The sequence below is a fragment of the Aquabacter sp. L1I39 genome (assembly GCF_017742835.1).
Classification (GTDB): Bacteria; Pseudomonadota; Alphaproteobacteria; order Rhizobiales; family Xanthobacteraceae; genus L1I39.
Genome location: NZ_CP072392.1, coordinates 385,093 through 401,037 on the forward strand (window position 1 = coordinate 385,093; position 15,945 = coordinate 401,037).

Annotated in this window: 15 protein-coding genes; 8 read left to right on the top strand and 7 right to left on the bottom strand. The window is 67.8% G+C overall.

The features are described 5' to 3' along the window. The first annotated feature begins 2 nt into the window (after window positions 1–2). From J5J86_RS01745 to J5J86_RS01755, 3 genes are all read left to right on the top strand, one after another. Window positions 3–785: an aspartate dehydrogenase domain-containing protein gene (locus J5J86_RS01745; RefSeq protein ID WP_209103190.1), complete on the top strand. Its 783-nt coding sequence runs from the start codon at window positions 3–5 to the stop codon at window positions 783–785. 22 nt (window positions 786–807) lie between these two features. Beyond that, complete coding sequence (gene cnbZ, locus J5J86_RS01750) at window positions 808–1,560, top strand: 2-amino-5-chloromuconate deaminase CnbZ (protein WP_446698675.1); 753 nt, start codon at window positions 808–810, stop codon at window positions 1,558–1,560. A 192-nt stretch (window positions 1,561–1,752) separates the two neighbouring features. Then, on the top strand, window positions 1,753–2,097 hold the full coding sequence (locus J5J86_RS01755; RefSeq protein ID WP_209103192.1) for a RidA family protein: 345 nt from the start codon (window positions 1,753–1,755) through the stop codon (window positions 2,095–2,097). A gap of 45 nt (window positions 2,098–2,142) precedes the next feature. Here the strand turns inward: J5J86_RS01755 and J5J86_RS01760 are convergent, their stop codons facing one another. Next, window positions 2,143–3,291, bottom strand: a complete 1,149-nt coding sequence (locus J5J86_RS01760) for a mechanosensitive ion channel family protein (RefSeq protein WP_209103193.1) — start codon at window positions 3,289–3,291, stop codon at window positions 2,143–2,145. 146 nt (window positions 3,292–3,437) lie between these two features. Between J5J86_RS01760 and J5J86_RS01765 the strand changes: the two genes are divergently transcribed. Then, window positions 3,438–3,893, top strand: a complete 456-nt coding sequence (locus J5J86_RS01765) for a GNAT family N-acetyltransferase (protein ID WP_209103194.1) — start codon at window positions 3,438–3,440, stop codon at window positions 3,891–3,893. Between the two features lie 6 nt (window positions 3,894–3,899). Here J5J86_RS01765 and J5J86_RS01770 read toward each other — a convergent pair whose 3' ends face one another. Continuing rightward, window positions 3,900–4,799 carry a LysR substrate-binding domain-containing protein gene (locus tag J5J86_RS01770; protein ID WP_209103195.1) on the bottom strand — a complete coding sequence of 300 codons (900 nt, stop codon included), beginning with the start codon at window positions 4,797–4,799 and terminating at the stop codon, window positions 3,900–3,902. A 145-nt stretch (window positions 4,800–4,944) separates the two neighbouring features. Between J5J86_RS01770 and amaB the strand changes: the two genes are divergently transcribed. Then, window positions 4,945–6,471: an L-piperidine-6-carboxylate dehydrogenase gene (gene amaB / locus J5J86_RS01775; protein WP_209103196.1), complete on the top strand. Its 1,527-nt coding sequence runs from the start codon at window positions 4,945–4,947 to the stop codon at window positions 6,469–6,471. On the opposite strand, the gene J5J86_RS01780 is transcribed toward amaB, so the two are convergent. The 3 genes from J5J86_RS01780 to J5J86_RS01790 form a co-directional block, all read right to left on the bottom strand. Further along, window positions 6,444–8,345 (bottom strand): O-linked N-acetylglucosamine transferase, SPINDLY family protein, encoded by a 1,902-nt coding sequence (locus J5J86_RS01780; RefSeq protein WP_247657904.1) that lies wholly within the window; start codon window positions 8,343–8,345, stop codon window positions 6,444–6,446. The two genes, amaB and J5J86_RS01780, sit on opposite strands and share 28 nt — an antisense overlap. An 81-nt stretch (window positions 8,346–8,426) precedes the next feature. After that, window positions 8,427–9,152, bottom strand: coding sequence for an FkbM family methyltransferase (locus J5J86_RS01785; protein WP_209103197.1), 726 nt, complete (start codon window positions 9,150–9,152; stop codon window positions 8,427–8,429). Further along, entirely contained in the window at window positions 9,149–10,327 is a 1,179-nt protein-coding gene (locus J5J86_RS01790) for an FkbM family methyltransferase (RefSeq protein ID WP_209103198.1), read from the bottom strand. The genes J5J86_RS01785 and J5J86_RS01790 overlap by 4 nt, the downstream gene beginning before the upstream one ends. A gap of 269 nt (window positions 10,328–10,596) precedes the next feature. On the opposite strand from J5J86_RS01790, the gene J5J86_RS01795 reads away from it, so the two are divergent. The 3 genes from J5J86_RS01795 to J5J86_RS01805 are packed head-to-tail and all read left to right on the top strand — an operon-like array spanning window position 10,597 to window position 13,831. Beyond that, the gene (locus J5J86_RS01795) at window positions 10,597–11,487 is read left to right on the top strand and encodes an NAD-dependent epimerase/dehydratase family protein (protein WP_209103199.1); all 891 of its coding nucleotides are present in this window, start codon (window positions 10,597–10,599) and stop codon (window positions 11,485–11,487) included. 20 nt (window positions 11,488–11,507) lie between these two features. Continuing rightward, window positions 11,508–12,581, top strand: coding sequence for a radical SAM protein (locus tag J5J86_RS01800; protein WP_209103200.1), 1,074 nt, complete (start codon window positions 11,508–11,510; stop codon window positions 12,579–12,581). Continuing rightward, the gene (locus J5J86_RS01805) at window positions 12,578–13,831 is read left to right on the top strand and encodes a glycosyltransferase (protein WP_209103201.1); all 1,254 of its coding nucleotides are present in this window, start codon (window positions 12,578–12,580) and stop codon (window positions 13,829–13,831) included. The genes J5J86_RS01800 and J5J86_RS01805 overlap by 4 nt, the downstream gene beginning before the upstream one ends. Before the next feature lie 203 nt (window positions 13,832–14,034). Here J5J86_RS01805 and J5J86_RS01810 read toward each other — a convergent pair whose 3' ends face one another. Both J5J86_RS01810 and rfbC read right to left on the bottom strand, forming a co-directional pair. Continuing rightward, window positions 14,035–15,309, bottom strand: a complete 1,275-nt coding sequence (locus J5J86_RS01810; protein ID WP_209103202.1) for a glycosyltransferase family 2 protein — start codon at window positions 15,307–15,309, stop codon at window positions 14,035–14,037. Continuing rightward, window positions 15,306–15,791, bottom strand: a complete 486-nt coding sequence (rfbC, locus tag J5J86_RS01815) for a dTDP-4-dehydrorhamnose 3,5-epimerase (RefSeq protein ID WP_247658373.1) — start codon at window positions 15,789–15,791, stop codon at window positions 15,306–15,308. Before rfbC ends, J5J86_RS01810 begins: the two co-directional genes overlap by 4 nt. Window positions 15,792–15,945: the final 154 nt, after the last annotated feature.

Genomic DNA, 15,945 nt, shown 5'->3' on the forward strand with positions numbered 1-15,945 from the left:
CCATGGGGGCAGATGTGCGCAAGGTGGCGGTGGCCGGGCTCGGCGCCGTGGGCCTGAAGGTGGCCGCAGCGCTGGCGCGGGGCATGGACGGCCTCGCACTGGTGGCCGTCTCGGCCGCCGATCCGGTGCGCGCGCGGGCCCGGATGGCGGGCTTTGCCCGTATGCCGTCGGTTGAGCCGCTGGAGCGGTTGCCGGAGATGGCCGACATCGTCGTCGAATGCCTGCCGCCCAGCCTGTTCCGGGCGCTGGCCGAGCCGACGCTTGCCGCTGGCCGCACGCTGGTGGCGGCGAGCGCCGGAGCCCTCATCGCCAATGCGGACCTTCTCGACCGCGCCAAAGCGGGGCAGGGGCGGATCCTCCTGCCCTCCGGCGCGCTCGCGGGCCTCGACGGGCTTCATGCGGCGGTGGAGGCGGGCCTGGAGGCCGTCACGCTTGTGACCCGAAAGCCTCCCACCTCGCTGGGCGGGGACGCGCCCCTTGAGGCGCACTGCCTTTTTGCCGGAACCGCGCGGGAGGCCATCGCCCGCTTCCCGGTCAATGTGAATGTGGCGGCCACCGTCGCGCTGGCGGGCCTCGGCCCGGATCTTACCCGTGTGGAGGTGTGGTCCGACCCTGCCTTGGAGCGGAACGAGCATCATCTTTCGGTCACCAGCCGTGCGGGAAGCTTCACCCTCGTCGCCCGCAACTGGCCCGATCCAGACAATCCCAAGTCTTCAGCCATTACCGGCTTTTCCCTCATCGCAGCACTGCGCCGCCTCACCTTGCCGGTGACCATCGGCACCTGAGCGGCCCATATTCAAAGGAGACATCATGAGCACCAAGGACTTTGCCCCCGGCGGCTATCGCTATGTGCCTGGCGTGTTCCAGTATTCGGCGGGTGTTGCGGCGCTGCCCGGCCATGTGATCGAGCGCGTGCGTTTCGCCAATCCGGTGCCGCTGAAGGAAGGCTTTGCCCGCATCGCGCAGATCATCGGCGCGGCGGGGCGTCCGCTCACCTCTTTCTGCGCGTGCGAACTGCGCTCGCCCGCCCCCTTCACCGAGGAGGGCTTCAAGGCGTTCAACGCCATCTATGCGGGGACCTTGCAGGAATGGGGCCTGTTTGAAACGGGCGACAATCCGGTAGCGCGCTCCAATGTGTGTCCGGAGATCAACCCGCCCGCCGAGCCGAGCTTCCACGCCTTCTCCTATGTGCGGGCGGAAGAAGGGGCGCCGTCCTTCGTGGTGGCGGGCTCGGGCGAGGCGCCGGAGGGGCGTGACAGCTATGGCGGCCACGCCATCGCGCCGGGCGATCGTTCGCCCGAAGGCCTGCGCCAGAAGGCGCGCTGGGTGCTGGGCGAGATGGAGCGGCGCATGGGCGCGCTGGGCTTTGCCTGGGCGGACACCACGGCGGTGCAGCTTTACACCGTCTATGACATCCATCCCTTCCTCGGGGAGGAGATCGTCACGCGCGGCGCGGCACGCCACGGCCTGACCTGGCATTTCAACCGGCCGCCGCTGGTCAGCCTCGACTATGAGATGGACTGCCGGGGCGTGGCCCTGGAGCGCGTGGTGGCTGGCTGAGGTCGGTGAGGTCCGAGCGGCGGCAGGCGGTGCGGCCGGGGCTGGCGAAGGCGCTGGGGCGATGCTAGAGGCGAGCCAGTGCGGCCTTTCTCTCCGTCCTCCCCCGTCCCGGTGGCACGGAAGCGCGGAGCGGCCGCCAGTCTTCAGCGCACCGGCCTCCGCCGGGGGCGTTCATCAAGGAAGGACGAGACGATGAGCATCGAGCGGCTCGACAAGGGTCCCCGCATGAGCCAGGCCGTGATCCACGGCGACACGGTCTATCTGGCGGGCCAGGTGGGCGAGGGGCCGGATGTGGCCAGCCAGACCAAGGCGATCCTGGAGTCCGTGGACAGCCTGCTCGCCCGCGCCGGAACGGACAAGTCCCGCCTCCTATCGGCCACCATCTGGCTTGCCGACATGAACGACTTTGCCGCCATGAACGCCGTGTGGGACAGCTGGGTCGATCCCAACAATACGCCTGCCCGTGCCACCGGCGAATCCCGCCTGGCGGCGCCCAAGTATCTGGTTGAGATCATCATCGTCGCCGCGCGTGGCTGATCGATAACGGCCCCGCCATCCGGTTCGGGACAGCGGGGCCGGCCATCAGGCGCGCGAGAGGGCCGCTTCGGCCGGCCGCCGGATTCGCTCCGGCGTGGCGAGGGTGGCCTCCTTTCGCTGTTCGATGACCTCCGCGCGCAGGCGCGGCAGCGCCTCGGGATAGCGCTCCTGCAGGAAGGCGATCAGCTTCTCGCGCACCTCGCAGCGCAGATCGAAGGCGGCGCCCGCATTGGAGGCGCTCACCAGGATGCGCACTTCCATCACGCTCTCGCGGAAATCGGTCACTGCCACATTGACCACCTTGCGGTCCCACAGCAGGGAGGCGGAGGCGATCTCCTCCACTTTCTGTCGCACGGCCGCCACCGGCACCCGGTAGTCCAGGTAGATCATCACGGTGCCGATCAGTGCGGAGCCTTCCCGCGTCCAGTTCTGGAAGGGCTTTTCCATGAAATAACTCAGTGGCAGGATGAGGCGCCGCCAGTCCCAGAGCTTCACCACCACATAGGTGGAGGTGATGTCTTCCACCTTGCCCCATTCCCCCTCCACCAGCAGCGCGTCGTCAATGCGGATGGGCTGGGTGACCGCCAGCTGGATGCCCGCGAACAGGTTCTTCAGCACCGGCTGGAGCGCGAGACCCAGCACAATGCCGGCGACGCCGGCGGAAGCCAGCAGAGAGACGCCATATTGCCGGACGTCCTCGAACGACATCAGGGCCGCCGACAGCGCGACGGTGAAGATGATGGTGCCGGCCGCCCGGCGCAGGATGCGCGTCTGGGTGACGTGCTTTCGCGCCAGGAGATTGTCATCTGCATCCAGCTTGAAGCGGCGGAGATAGACCGTCACCCAGATATGGAGGGCGGTATTGGCCAGCCACGCCACAAGCGCGATGAAGCACAGGAGCAGCGCCTGCTGCACCAATGCGGTCTCGCGAAGGGTCAGGGGTGCAATGTTGGCGGCAAAGCCCAGCGCCACCGTGATGGCGGCGAGCCGCGTCGGGCCTTCCGTGCGCGAGACCAGTGACCGCCAGAACAGGTCCATGCCGGCCACCACACGGGTCAGGATGCGATAGGCGACGCGGTGGAGGAAGTGGGCCACCAGGACGGCCAGCAGGAACACCACCAGGCTGACGACCCAGCTGGGTAGCCAGGCCAGCGACCCATCCAGTGTATCGACCACGTATTCAATGTTCTCCATCTCTCCTCCCGGCACGATCCAGAAAGTCAACAGCAGGGGGAGGGAAGGGTTCCCTGCTTTGGCTGCCCGCAGGGCTCCGTGCTGCTCCCGGCTGCGCCACGCTTCGGCGGCCGTGCTATAGGCGCAAAGGGCATGAGGAGGTCGGCATGGGGAAGGACGCGGGCGTGATGATCCGGGACCTGGAGGCGGCGGACGAAGCTGCGTGGCGGCATCTGTGGGCCGGCTATGTCGCCTTCTACGAGGCGAGCGTGCCGGAAGCGGTGACGGCCCACACCTGGTCCCGCATCCTTGATCCCGCCGCCCCGCTTCTCGGGCGCATTGCCCTCGTGGCGGGCCGGCCGGCGGGCTTCAGCCTGAGCGTGCTGCATGAGGGCACATGGGCGCGCGATCAGGTGTGCTACCTGGAGGATCTGTTCGTCGATCCGGACGTTCGCGGGAGAGGCGTCGGGCGGGACTTGATCCAGGACCTGGTGGATCTTGGCCACGCGCGGGGCTGGGCGACGCTCTACTGGCACACGCGCACCGACAATCCCGCCCGTCGGCTCTATGACAGCTTCCTGCCGGCTGACGATTTCGTGCGATACCGCCTGCACCTCAAGTGAGCGGGATCAGGCCCGATAGGTGGAGACCTGCGTCAGAAGCCAGGACCTGAAGGCCTGGACGGCGGGCGTCTCCTGCTTTCCCTCCGGCAGGACGATGTAATAGCTGTGCTCGGCGGAGAAGGGCCGGGGGCAGGCCTCCATCAGCCGTCCGGCCGCCATTTCCTCCTCGATGAGATAGCGCGGCAGCAGGGCGAATCCGGCTCCGGCCAGAGCGGCCTCGATGACCATGTTGAACTGGTCGAAATGGTGGCCCTGGAAGGCGTTCACCGCGCCAAGGCCCTGCGCCTCGAACCACTGGCTCCAGAGCTTGGGGCGCGAGCTGAGATGGAGCAGGGGACCATGGGCAATGACGTCCGGTGCGGCCGGCGGCCGGCAAAAGGCGGGGCTCGCCACCGGCACGATGGCTTCGTCGCACAGATAGGTGCAACTGGCATGGGGCCAGACCGGCTGGCCATAATGGATGGCCACGTCGAAATCCCCGCGCGCCAGGTCGAACGGCCCGCGATGGCAGGCGATGTTGAAGCTGATGCCGGGATGAAGCGCGAGAAAGCCCGGCAGGCGGCGCATAAGCCAGCGGCTGCCGAAGCTCGGCAAGGTGGCGATGGTCAGCAGCGCCTTGCCGTCGGAGGCGGCGAGCGCCCGGCGCATGATCTCCTCGCTCTGGTCGAGCAGCCGCGCCACCTGCGGCAGCAAGGCCCGCCCGGCTTCCGAGAGCACCACGCGCTTGCGCACGCGCTCGAACAGCACGACGCCCAGCTGGGTCTCCAGGGTGCGGATCTGCCGGCTCACCGCGCTCTGGGTCAGGTTCAATTCTTCCGCCGCGCGGGTGAAGCTGCCATGGCGGGCGGCGCAGGCAAACGCCTGGAAAACCCCCAGGTCCGGGATGAGGCTGCGCGTCAGGTTCATTCCCATCTCGCATCAACAAAGTCGAAAACGTCGCTGTAGCGGCATTGGCCGCTTGATTATCATGCATTGACCGAATGAACGAACCGCCCCATCGCCGCGTCCTGCGCGGCCGTATGAAGGCGGCTGAACCCGTGCGGAGAAGACCATGCCCGAGACCCTAGACCTGAAGCAGGAAACCGCCGGGCTCCTCGACCGCCTCGGCGTCTCCCGCTCCGCCTGGACGGGCGGCGCCATGGTGTCCTTCAGCCCCGTGACCGGCGAGGCCATCGGGGCGCTGCGCACCGTTTCGGCCGCCGAGGCGGCCTCCGCCATCGATGCGGCGCACGAAGCGTTCAAGGCGTGGCGCCTTGTGCCCGCGCCCCGGCGGGGCGAGCTGGTGCGCCTCCTTGGCGAGGAATTGCGCGCGGCCAAGTCCGATCTCGGGCGGCTCGTCTCCATCGAGGCCGGCAAGATCGCCTCCGAGGGCCTGGGCGAAGTGCAGGAGATGATCGACATCTGCGACTTCGCCGTCGGCCTGTCCCGCCAGCTTTATGGCCTCACCATCGCCACCGAGCGGCCCGGCCATCGCATGATGGAGACATGGCATCCCCTTGGCGTCACCGGCATCATCTCGGCCTTCAATTTCCCGGTCGCGGTGTGGTCCTGGAATGCGGCGCTGGCGCTCGTATGCGGCAATCCAGTGGTGTGGAAGCCGTCTGAAAAGACCCCGCTGACGGCGCTGGCATCCCAGGTGGTGTTCGAGCGCGCGCTCGCCCGCTTCGGCGATGCGCCCGCCAATCTGAGCCAGGTCCTCATCGGCGACCGCGCCATCGGCGAAGTGCTGGTGGACCATCCCCGCGTGCCGCTGGTTTCGGCCACGGGCTCCACCCGCATGGGCCGCGAGGTGGGGCCGCGCCTCGCCCGGCGCTTTGCCCGGTCCATTCTGGAACTGGGCGGCAACAATGCGGGTATCGTTTGCCCCTCCGCCGACCTCGACATGGCGCTGCGCGCCATCGCCTTCGGCGCCATGGGCACGGCCGGCCAGCGCTGCACCACGCTGCGCCGCCTGTTCGTCCATGAGAGCGTCTATGACACCCTCGTGCCGCGCCTGAAGGCCGCCTATGGCAGCGTGTCCGTGGGCAATCCGCTCACCACCTCTGCCCTGGTGGGGCCGCTGGTGGACCGCGCCGCCTTCGAGGGCATGGAGCGCGCGCTTATCGTCGCGAAGGCCGAAGGCGGCACGGTGTTCGGCGGCGAGCGGGTGACCGAGGCAGGGCCGGAGGGCGCCTATTATGTGCGCCCCGCGCTCGTGGAAATGCCCCGCCAGTGCGGGCCGGTGCTGGAAGAGACCTTTGCCCCCATCCTCTATGTGATGAAATATTCCGACTTCGACGCCGTGCTCGAGGCCCACAACGCCGTGGCGGCGGGCCTGTCCTCCTCCATCTTCACGCTCAACATGCGCGAGGCGGAGCGCTTCCTGGCGGCGGATGGCTCCGACTGCGGCATCGCCAATGTCAATATCGGCACCTCCGGCGCCGAGATCGGCGGCGCGTTCGGTGGCGAGAAGGAGACGGGTGGCGGCCGCGAGTCCGGCTCGGATGCCTGGAAGGCCTATATGCGGCGGGCCACCAATACGGTGAACTATTCCACCGCCTTGCCGCTGGCTCAGGGCGTCTCGTTCGACATCGGCTGAGCCTCAGCGTCAGCGACGATGATTGCCTCGGGCGCATTCCCCGCCTGCCGCAAGGCATGCATGCGGCGGAAGGCGGCCTCAAGCCCGCGGGTGAAGGCGCGCGCATCGAAGAGCGGGGCGCTTGCACGTGCCGCCTTCAGATGCGCCTTCATCGCCGCGAGCCGGGCCGGATCGCGCGCCAGCGCCAGGGCGAGAGCCTCATAGTCCGGCAGGGACGTGGTGATGAGGTCCGGCAGGCCCACTGCCGTGAGGAGGCTTGCCGCCACGCGCGCGGCGAAGCTCTCGCCCATACACGTCACCACCGGCACGCCGCACCACAGGGCATCGCTGGCCGTGGTGTGGGCATTGTAGGGCAAGGTATCGAGGAAGAGATCGCCATGCGCGTGGCGGGCGAGATGATCCGCCAGGTCCATGCGCGGCGCGAAGATCAGCCGGTCCGGGTCGATGCCCGCGCTCGCGGCCTCATAAAAGAGATTGTCTCGCGCGGTGGCATTGGCCTCGAACAGCCAGAGCACCGATCCCGGCACCTGCGCCAGCAGCCGCATCCAGAGCCGGAACAGAGCCGGCGTGATCTTGTAGGTGTTGTTGAAGCAGCAGAAGACGAAGCCCTTCTCCGGCAGCCCGCAGGCGGCACGGCTGGGCGTCGTCTCGGCGATGGCGCGGCGGCTGTCATTGGGCTGGTAGGCGCCGGGAAGCTGGACGATCTTCTCGTCATAATGGCCGGCCTGGGCGAGGGGGGTCACCACCGCATCGCCGATGATATAGTCGATGAAATCGGCGCCCATGGTGCCGGGATAGCCGAGGAAGCTCACCTGCACCGGCGCGGGCCGCAGGGCCAGGATCTCCGTGCGGCAGCCGAGCGTATAGCCCTTCAGGTCCACCAATATGTCGATGCCGTCGGCGCGGATGCGCCGCGCCGCCTCGACGGCGGACATATGGCCCACCTCCACGAAATGGTCGAAGGCCGCCACCACGCGGCGGCGCATGGCCGAGCCGTCGTCCGGGCCGTGGGAATAGGCGTAAAGCTGGAAAGTGGAGCGGTCATGCCGCTCGAACAGTTCCACAGCCAGGAAGGCCGTGGCGTGGTGATAAAGATCGCTGGACAGATAGCCGATGCGGATGGGCCGTGCGGGCGCGGCGGGTGGCGGCGGGGGCAGCCGGTCGGCGGGTGAGACGCGCAGCGCCCGGGTGAACAGCCGTGCCGCGCGCAGATGGTCGGCGGGGGTGACGTGGGAGGACAAAAGGATGAACGGGCTGATGGGCGTGCCCGTGCGCTCCAGGAGGCGTGCGATGGCGCCCTCTTCCTCCTCCACCGCGCCCCACTGGCAGATCTGCCGGCTGGCATTGACGGTGCCGAGGCGGGCGGTGACGTTGTCGGGCTCCTTGGAGAGCACGCGGCGGAACAAAGCGAGGGCCTCCGGAAAACGTTTCCCGTCGAGGCAGATGGCGCCCAGGTTCAGCAGCGCGCCCACATGGTTGGGCTCCAGGGCCAGCGCCCGGTTGAGGCTCTCCACCGCTGCCTGACGGCGCTTGGGATCGGAAAGAAGGATCAGTCCGGCATTGGCGTGGAAGGCGGGCACCGATGGCTTTTCGGCGGCTGCCGCCTGGAACAGCGCCAGCGCTTCCCCGTCGCGCCCGGCCTGATAGGCGTCAAGGCCTGCCTGGCCAAGGTCCTCAGCGGTCAGGCGCCCCGCCGTGATGGCGCTGCGCCACATGCGCGTCGCGCCGTCCTTATCCTGCGCGAACAGGGCAAGCCCGCGCGCCAGATCGTCCGGCTGGCCGCTCGCCGCGCGCGGAAAGGCGCGGGTCACGGGAGCCGGCGGGGCGAGGCGGGAGGCAGGGTTGCTCAGGACGTTCCGATGCGCCTTGGACATGCGGCATCCTTGTGCTGGCAGGGCCGGACGGGCCCCGAAGATGACGTCACCCTCTCCGCTTCGCCTTGCCTGGGGCTGGTGTCACGCCCGGCGGGCGTGAACGTCGAACCAGTGGGTGCGGGGCGCAATGCGGTTGCCCTTGCGGTCCCGAACTGTGGTCTCATAAAGGGCTTCAAAGGCGGCGCGATCGAGCCAGGGGCCGAGCAGGGCATCGCCCCAGGGGCCGGACGCGCCTTTCGGGAAGACATAGGCGAGGTCCGGGTCGCGCATGGCTGGCACCTGTGACTGGTCAACCAGGGCGAAGCTGACATAGCCGGCCTCCGCCAGGGTGGCGATATAGTGGAAGCCGAAGCGGCAATCCTCCACGCTGACGAAGGCGGGCTTTGACGGCAGGTCCCGCAACTGGTCGAGGACGATGGCGTCCACGCCCTCCACGTCAATCTTCAGATAATGGGGCACGCCGTGGCGGGCGAACAGCATTTCGAGGGTGAGGGCGGGCATCTCCACCGCGCGCGTGGGTGTGTCCTCGCGTCCCGCCCAGGAGGGCTCGATACTGCTCCAGTGATCATTTGCTTCGTTGACGTGAAAGGTCACAGTCCCCGCGCTCGACCAGATGGCCGCTTCCTCCAGCCTCAGGCGGCCTGCCGCAATCTCCTCGGCAAAGCGCGTGCGACCGGCGGCGGCGAGCGCGGGATTGGCTTCCAGCGCGACCACCTCGAAGCCCTTTGCCAAATAATAGGCGGTGTCGTCGCCATTGTTCATGCCGAGGTCCATGACCGTGCGGTCGGCGGGGGCAAAGACGGTCATGGACGGAGGCGCTCCTTGGGAATGGCGTAGACCACGGTACCCGTGCCGCACCAGCCGTGGGTGCGGATGAGGACGCGATAGTCGGGCAAGGTTTCCATCAGCCAGAGCGGGGTCGCCGCCAGGCCGTCGGCATTGTGATAGATGGTGGCCGCGACGATGGGGCGGTGGCGCAGCAAGGTCTTCCGGGCTCCTTCCAGCGCCGCCAGCTCCGCCCCCTCCAGATGCAGCTTCACGAAGCTGGGATTGAGCTTGAGACTGTCGATGGGAGTGAGGCGTGCACGCCTTGTGCCTGTCGTCGCGATCTGCGAGGCGAAGCCAAGGCCCGCATGGAAGAGAGCGGGCCGGGCGCGATCGCCCAGGACAGCATCCAGCACACGGACGCGGCGCGTTGTCTTCGCCGGCCATGCGGCGATGGTCCGTTCCAGCACGGCACGGCTCGCCGGGTCCGGCTCCACCGCCCAGGCCGCGCCAATGCGCCCGCCAGCCCCGGCAATGATCTGCGCCAGCACCGTGCCATGGTGGGCCCCGCCATCCAGCACCCGTTCAGTGGCGGAAAGCAGCGGCGTGATCTCGGGCAGCAGGAAGCGCGTGCCGGCCTCCACCGGGGCGTCGGAAAAGTCCCATTCCTCGCGCGCCAGCCGCCAGGCGGCAAAGCGCAGATAATGGGCGCGGGAGGCATCGTCGGCGAGGCCCGCCAGCATGGCGTCCGCCGCCTCAAGGCCTGGTGCGCGCAAAGGTGGGGCGAACCAGCCATTGCGAAGGGGATGACGGTCGCGGAAGGTCTCGGTCACGTCATAGGCGGGCAGGCAGCGGGCAAAGCCCTGGCGCTGCAGCTCCCGCGCCAGCGGCACATAGGGCGCCGTGACCACCGCCACCGCGAACAATGCCTTCGCCTTCACCGCCTCCGGCACGGCGTCGGGCGACAGCACGGGAAGGCCGGCCCAGGCGGGATCGCGGGCGCATGGGACCGCATTGCGGTCGATCACCCCCGCGACCGGCTGGCCGACGGCGGCGAGATGGGCCCGGACCAGCTTGCCCAGCGCCCCGCCGCCATAGATCCATAGGTCATCGCCTCCCGGATGCGCGGGCGCGCCGGCGGGGGCGCAGGCATTGGCCATGCGGAGCAGGGCGCGGGCGGCGGCGATGTCCGGCAGAGCGTCGAAGGCACGGGCCATGTGGCGCGCCTCTCCCGGCTGCAGGCTTGGGCCGGGGGCGAACCGAGACAGCCAAGCGGGACGCCCTTGCCCTTCCTTCCCCATGGATCGCCTTCACTCTCTCAACGCGCGTTCGCTCAACCGGTGCGTGCCGGCGCGGGCAAGGTGACGGGCGGACCTGTCGCGGGCCTTGTGCCCCAAGGGACAAGGGGACCACGCGACCACGGGAATGGTCAGCCTGGCACCATGCGCATGGACTAAGGCACGGCAAGCTTTGCCCGCGAGGACTCATGGTGCTCCCTTCTTCCACCGCCGGCGCTTCGCCGCGCCCGCCCCGCACGGTGCTGCTCACAGGGGCGACCGGCTTTGTCGGCCGCCAGATCCACAAGGCGCTGGTGCGTCAAGGGGATCGGGTGCGTGCGGTGGTGCGCGCGTGCACGACGGCGCGGCTGGGATTTCCGGCGCAGGTGATCGAGACCCCCGATCTGTTTGCGCAGGACGCCGCCTTCTGGGGACAGGCGGCGCAAGGCGTGGATGCGGTGATCCATGCGGCTTGGATCGCCACCCCCGGCCTCTATCTGACCTCGCCTGCGAACCTTGATTGCGTGCGTGGCACGCTGGCGTTGGCGCAGGGCGTTGCGGCCGCGCGCGTGCCTCACCTCATCGGCATCGGCACCTGCTTTGAATATGCCTTGCCGGGCGACCATCTCACCGTGGACGCGCTGCTCGGCCCCGACACGCTCTATGCCACGGCGAAGCTCTCCACTTTCCAGATGCTGACCGCCTTCTTCGCCGGCAGCGAGGTCAACTGCGAGACGACCTTTTCCTGGGCGCGGCTGTTCTATCTCCATGGCGAGGGCGAGCATCCGAGCCGCCTCGTCGCCCATATCAAGGCGAAGCTCGCCGCCGGCGAGGTGGCGCGCCTCTCGGCGGGGACGCAGGTGCGCGACTTCCTGGATGTGGAAGTGGCCGGCGCCATGGTCGCCGGCATCGTTGAAAGCCGACAGCCTGGCGCAATCAACATCTGCTCAGGTGTGCCCGTCACGGTCCGGCAACTGGCGGAGCGGACGGCGGACGCCCTGGGGCGCCGCGACCTGCTGGAATTCGGCAGCGCGCCCCCCCGCCCCGGCGATCCGACCGCCGTCGTCGGTGTCTGCAATCTGGCGCCGGCCGTGCGCTGACAAGGAGGGGAAGGGCGATCATGAAGGCCGAGATCAAGCCGCGTATCAACCTTGAGGGCCGCACGCGGCTGGAGACGGTCATTCCCCTCGACGCGCCCTATATCGTGTTCGTGGACCCGGCGAGCGCGTGCAATTTCCAATGCAGCTTCTGCCCCACCGGCCATCGCGACCTCATCCGCGAGACCGGCCGCTACCAGGGCGCCATGAAGTTCGAGGTCTTCACCAAGATCATCGACGACCTGTCGGCATTCTCCCGTCCCATCAAGGTGCTGCGCCTCTACAAGGATGGCGAGCCCTTCCTCAATCGTCGCTTGGCCGACATGATCGCCTATGCCAAGGCGAGCGGTCAGGTGGACTATGTGGACACCACCACCAACGGCACCTTCCTCTCACCCGAACGCCTCGGCCCTGTGCTGGAAGCTGGCCTCGACAAGATCAACATCTCCGTCGACGGCATGACACCTGAGCAATATCGCCGCTTCACCGGCGTCGACTTCGATTTCGACGGCTTCGTGCGCAATGTGCGCTGGCTCTATGAGAACAAGGGCAATTGCGAAGTGGTGGTGAAGATCCCCGGCGAGCTGATCAGCGAGGCGCAGCGCCAGGAGTTCTTCGACACATTCGGCGACCATTGCGACCGCATCTTCATCGAGAATTTCGCGCCCTGCTGGCCGCAATTCGACATCGAGGCCCACACCGGCGTGACCATCTCGCAGGGCATCTACCAGCAGCCCGTCGGCGAGACCGAAACCTGCCCCTATATCTTCTACGGCATCTCGGTGAATGCCGACGGGCTGGTGAGCTCCTGCTTCCTGGACTGGGGCCGCAAGCTGGTGGTGGGCGACGTGCGCACCACGTCGCTGAAGGACATCTGGAACGCACCGGCGCTCAATGCGCTACGCCTCCAGCATCTGGAGGGACGGCGGCGGGAAAATGCGGTGTGCGGCGGCTGCGGCCAGCTTTCCCATTGCCTCCCCGACAACATCGACCCCTATCGTGGCGAGCTGCTGGCGCGCTTCAAGGCAGCGGTTCAGCTTGATCCCGCGGTTCCCGCGCCTGGCGGCACCGTTGTGCTTCCCGTGGCGGCTGAATGAAGATCCTCCACATCAGTGCCCATCTGGGCGGCGGCGTGGGCAAGGCCCATGCGGCATTGATGGAGGCCTCGGCCAGAGGGCGCGGCAAGGTGGCCCGCATGCGGCACACGTTTGTGCTCCTGGAGCCCCCGAAGGACCTCGATTATGTGGCCCGCATTGCGGCCGCCGGGGGGCGCATCGTGGTGGCGCCGCCGGTGGAGGAGATTCCGGCGCTGGTGGCCGCCAGCGACATCGTGCAGGTGGAGTGGTGGAACCATCCCCGCCTCTATGCCCTGCTGGCCACCGCTGATCTCCCGCCCATGCGCCTTGCGCTGTGGACGCACATTTCCGGCCTCAATGCGCCCTTGATTCCGGAACGCCTGCCTGCGCTGGCAGACCACACCCTTTTCACCTCACCCTGCTCCTATGCCGCGCCCAATCTGGAGCCGGTGATCGCGGCGGGACGCGAGCGGTTCGCGGTGGCCAATTCCGGCTTCGGCTTTTCCCCCATCGTCCGGCCGCCCGCCCGCGCGCCTTTGCGTTGCGGCTATCTGGGCACGGTGGATTTCATCAAGCTCCACCCTGAGGTGTTCGACATCATCGACGCCGTCGATGCGGATTTGCGGGTGTCCTTTTTCGGCCATCTCGACCCGCTCGGCGAAGTGGCGGCGCGGGCGGCCGGCATGCGGCATCCAGAGCGCGTGCGCTTCATGGGCTATGCCAGTGATCCTGCCTCTGTCCTTCGCGAGCTGGACCTCTTTCTCTATCTGCTCACACCCGGTCATTACGGCACCGCCGAGAATGCGCTGGTGGAAGCCATGTCGCTCGGCGTGGTGCCCCTGGTGTTCGACAATGCGGCCGAGACCAGCCTGGTGCGCGATGGCCGCAACGGCCATGTGGTGCACGATGCCGATCGATGCGTCGCGCTTCTCGATGCACTCCATCGCACGCCTTCCTTGCTGGACCCCTTGTCGGCGCGGGCAGCGGCGGACATGCGGCGCACCCGCACGCCGCGCGCCACCTTGCGCACCCTCTCGCGCGTCTATGCCGGGATGATGGACATGCCGCGCCGGTCCCGGGATTTCGCCGCGGCCCTCGGCGTGGATCCGCGCGGCTGGTTCCTCTCGACCCTGGGTGAGCGGGCCGACGTCATGGGCGCCACGCAACGCCTCATGGGGCGGACCTGCGCCAAGGGCAGCCTCGGCCATTTCCATGCCTGCTTCCCCGAGGATGCGAGCCTGACCGCGCTCGGACTGGACATGCGTCCCTGAACGGACGCCGGCCGGCGCGTGCGCAAGCGGGCGGGTGCGGCAGCCTGCAGGATCCCCGAGGCATCATTTCCAAGGCATCCGTCGCACCGCGCCTTGCGCCAGCCTCGAAAAGAAAAACCCGCATGATCCTCGCCCGTTGGGCCGGGGAACATGCGGGTGCATTGGGAAGGCGCGCTCCTGGACTCCGGCGCACCATGCGCCGGTCAGAGCAGGACCGACTGGCGGATGTCGCGTTCGCTCACCACCAGGCCCGGCGCATAGCCCTGGTCGAGGAAGCCCTGCCGCTGCGCCTCCTCGGGGACGAAGACGATACTGCCGGCCAGCGTTTTCTGCGTCGGCTCGGCGGGCGGCGGCAGCACCAGGATGCGCCGCTCCAGCCCCACGTCGCGCAACAATTGGCCGAGCGCCTGGCCGTCATCCACGCCGCTGACCAGCAACCGGTCGATGCCGGCGACGCCGTTGGCGAAGCGGGCGAGCGTCTGCGCCATCACCAGGACGGGCAATTGGTCCATATGCTCGAAATCGGCGAGCCGGCGCGGGTCCAGATAGGTCAGGCGGCAGATGATCTCATAGGCGCGGATGAAGTCCTTGCGCTGGAGCCAGAGGCGCAGGGCCACCCGCATGCGGGTCTCCACGAACACGTCCACCATGTCGCGGAAGGCCTGCCGCATTTCCCCGTTCAGGGCAAGGTTATGCCGGCGCAGCAGGCTGAAGATCATGTATTCGATGCCGCCGCGATAATTGTCCCAGATGGTCATGGCATCATCCATGCCCGCCTGGGTGCGCTCCGGCATCACCGGGGTGAGCGTTACCGACCGAAAATAGGGCACGCGCCGGAAGGCCACGGGTCCTTCCGCGATGACACCGGCAATATAGCTGAAGGCCCAGTAGCAGAAGCGCGGCGCGGCCGCGATCTGGCGGGCGGCGTCGGCACGGTAGATGACGATTTCCGGGAAGATGTGGTGCTCCACCACATAGCCGAGCAGCGACGCTTCCTCGCCGGGCTTGAAGACTTTCAGATCATCCGGCTGGTGGTAGAAGAGGCAGGTGGTGGTCTTGTTGAGGTCGTCATAGACCTCCCACGGCGTATAGCAGGCCCGGATCTCCGGGTTGGCCATCATGAAATGGATGTTGTCGGCCACCGCCTCGGGGATCAGGAGATCGTCGTCGGCGAGGTAAAGGACATATTGCCCTTCGGCCCGATGAAACACGCTGATGAGGTTGAAGAGAACCTTGTTCTCCTCCTGCCGGAAATAGCGGATGGGCAGGCCTTCGGCGCGGTGGCGCTCCACCACGTCGGGCGTGTCGTCGGTGGAATGGTTGTCGGAGACCACCACCTCATAGCTGAAGTCCCAGCTCTCGCCCCACGCCTTGATCTGAGGGAACAGATGCTCAAGGAACCGGGCACGATTATAGGTCGGGATGCAGATGCTCAGCGTGACGCCGTTCCCGGCCGTCGAGGGGGTGGGCATGGTCATGGACGATAATCCTGCGCCGCCGCGTCGCGGTCGGAGATGAGGGTGGGGGCGATCTGCCATTCGATCCCGAAGGCGGGGTCGTCCCAGCGATAGGTGCGGGCGAGGTCCGGCGCATAGACGTCGGACACCAGGTAGAAGACCTCGCACTGGTCTTCCAAAGTGAGGAAGCCGTGGGCGCAGCCCTCCGGCACATAAAGGGCGTTTTGTTTGTCGGCGCAGAGCTCGACGCCGGCCCACCGCAGATAGGTGGGCGAGGCCGGCCGCAGGTCCACCGCCACGTCCTGCACCCGCCCGCGCGTCGCGCGCACGAGCTTGACCTCGGCACGGGGCTGCTCCTGAAGGTGCAGGCCCCGCAGCGTCCCCTTGGCGGGATTGCCGGACAGATTGGCATGGACGAAGCGGTCCATCAGGCCTTGAGCGCGAAAGGTATCGGCACAGAAAGCCCGGCTGAAGGTGCCGCGCGCATCGCGGAAGGGGATCATCTCCACTTCATAGGCGCCCGCAATGGCGGTCGGGCGGAAGGCAAAGCCCGGCACGATGGGCGGCTTGCCCTCGGAAGGGGATTGATCCCGGCCAACGACCGGACCAGGCGCGGACGGAGGAGTGGACGGGGGCGTGGACGGGGGCGTGGACGCC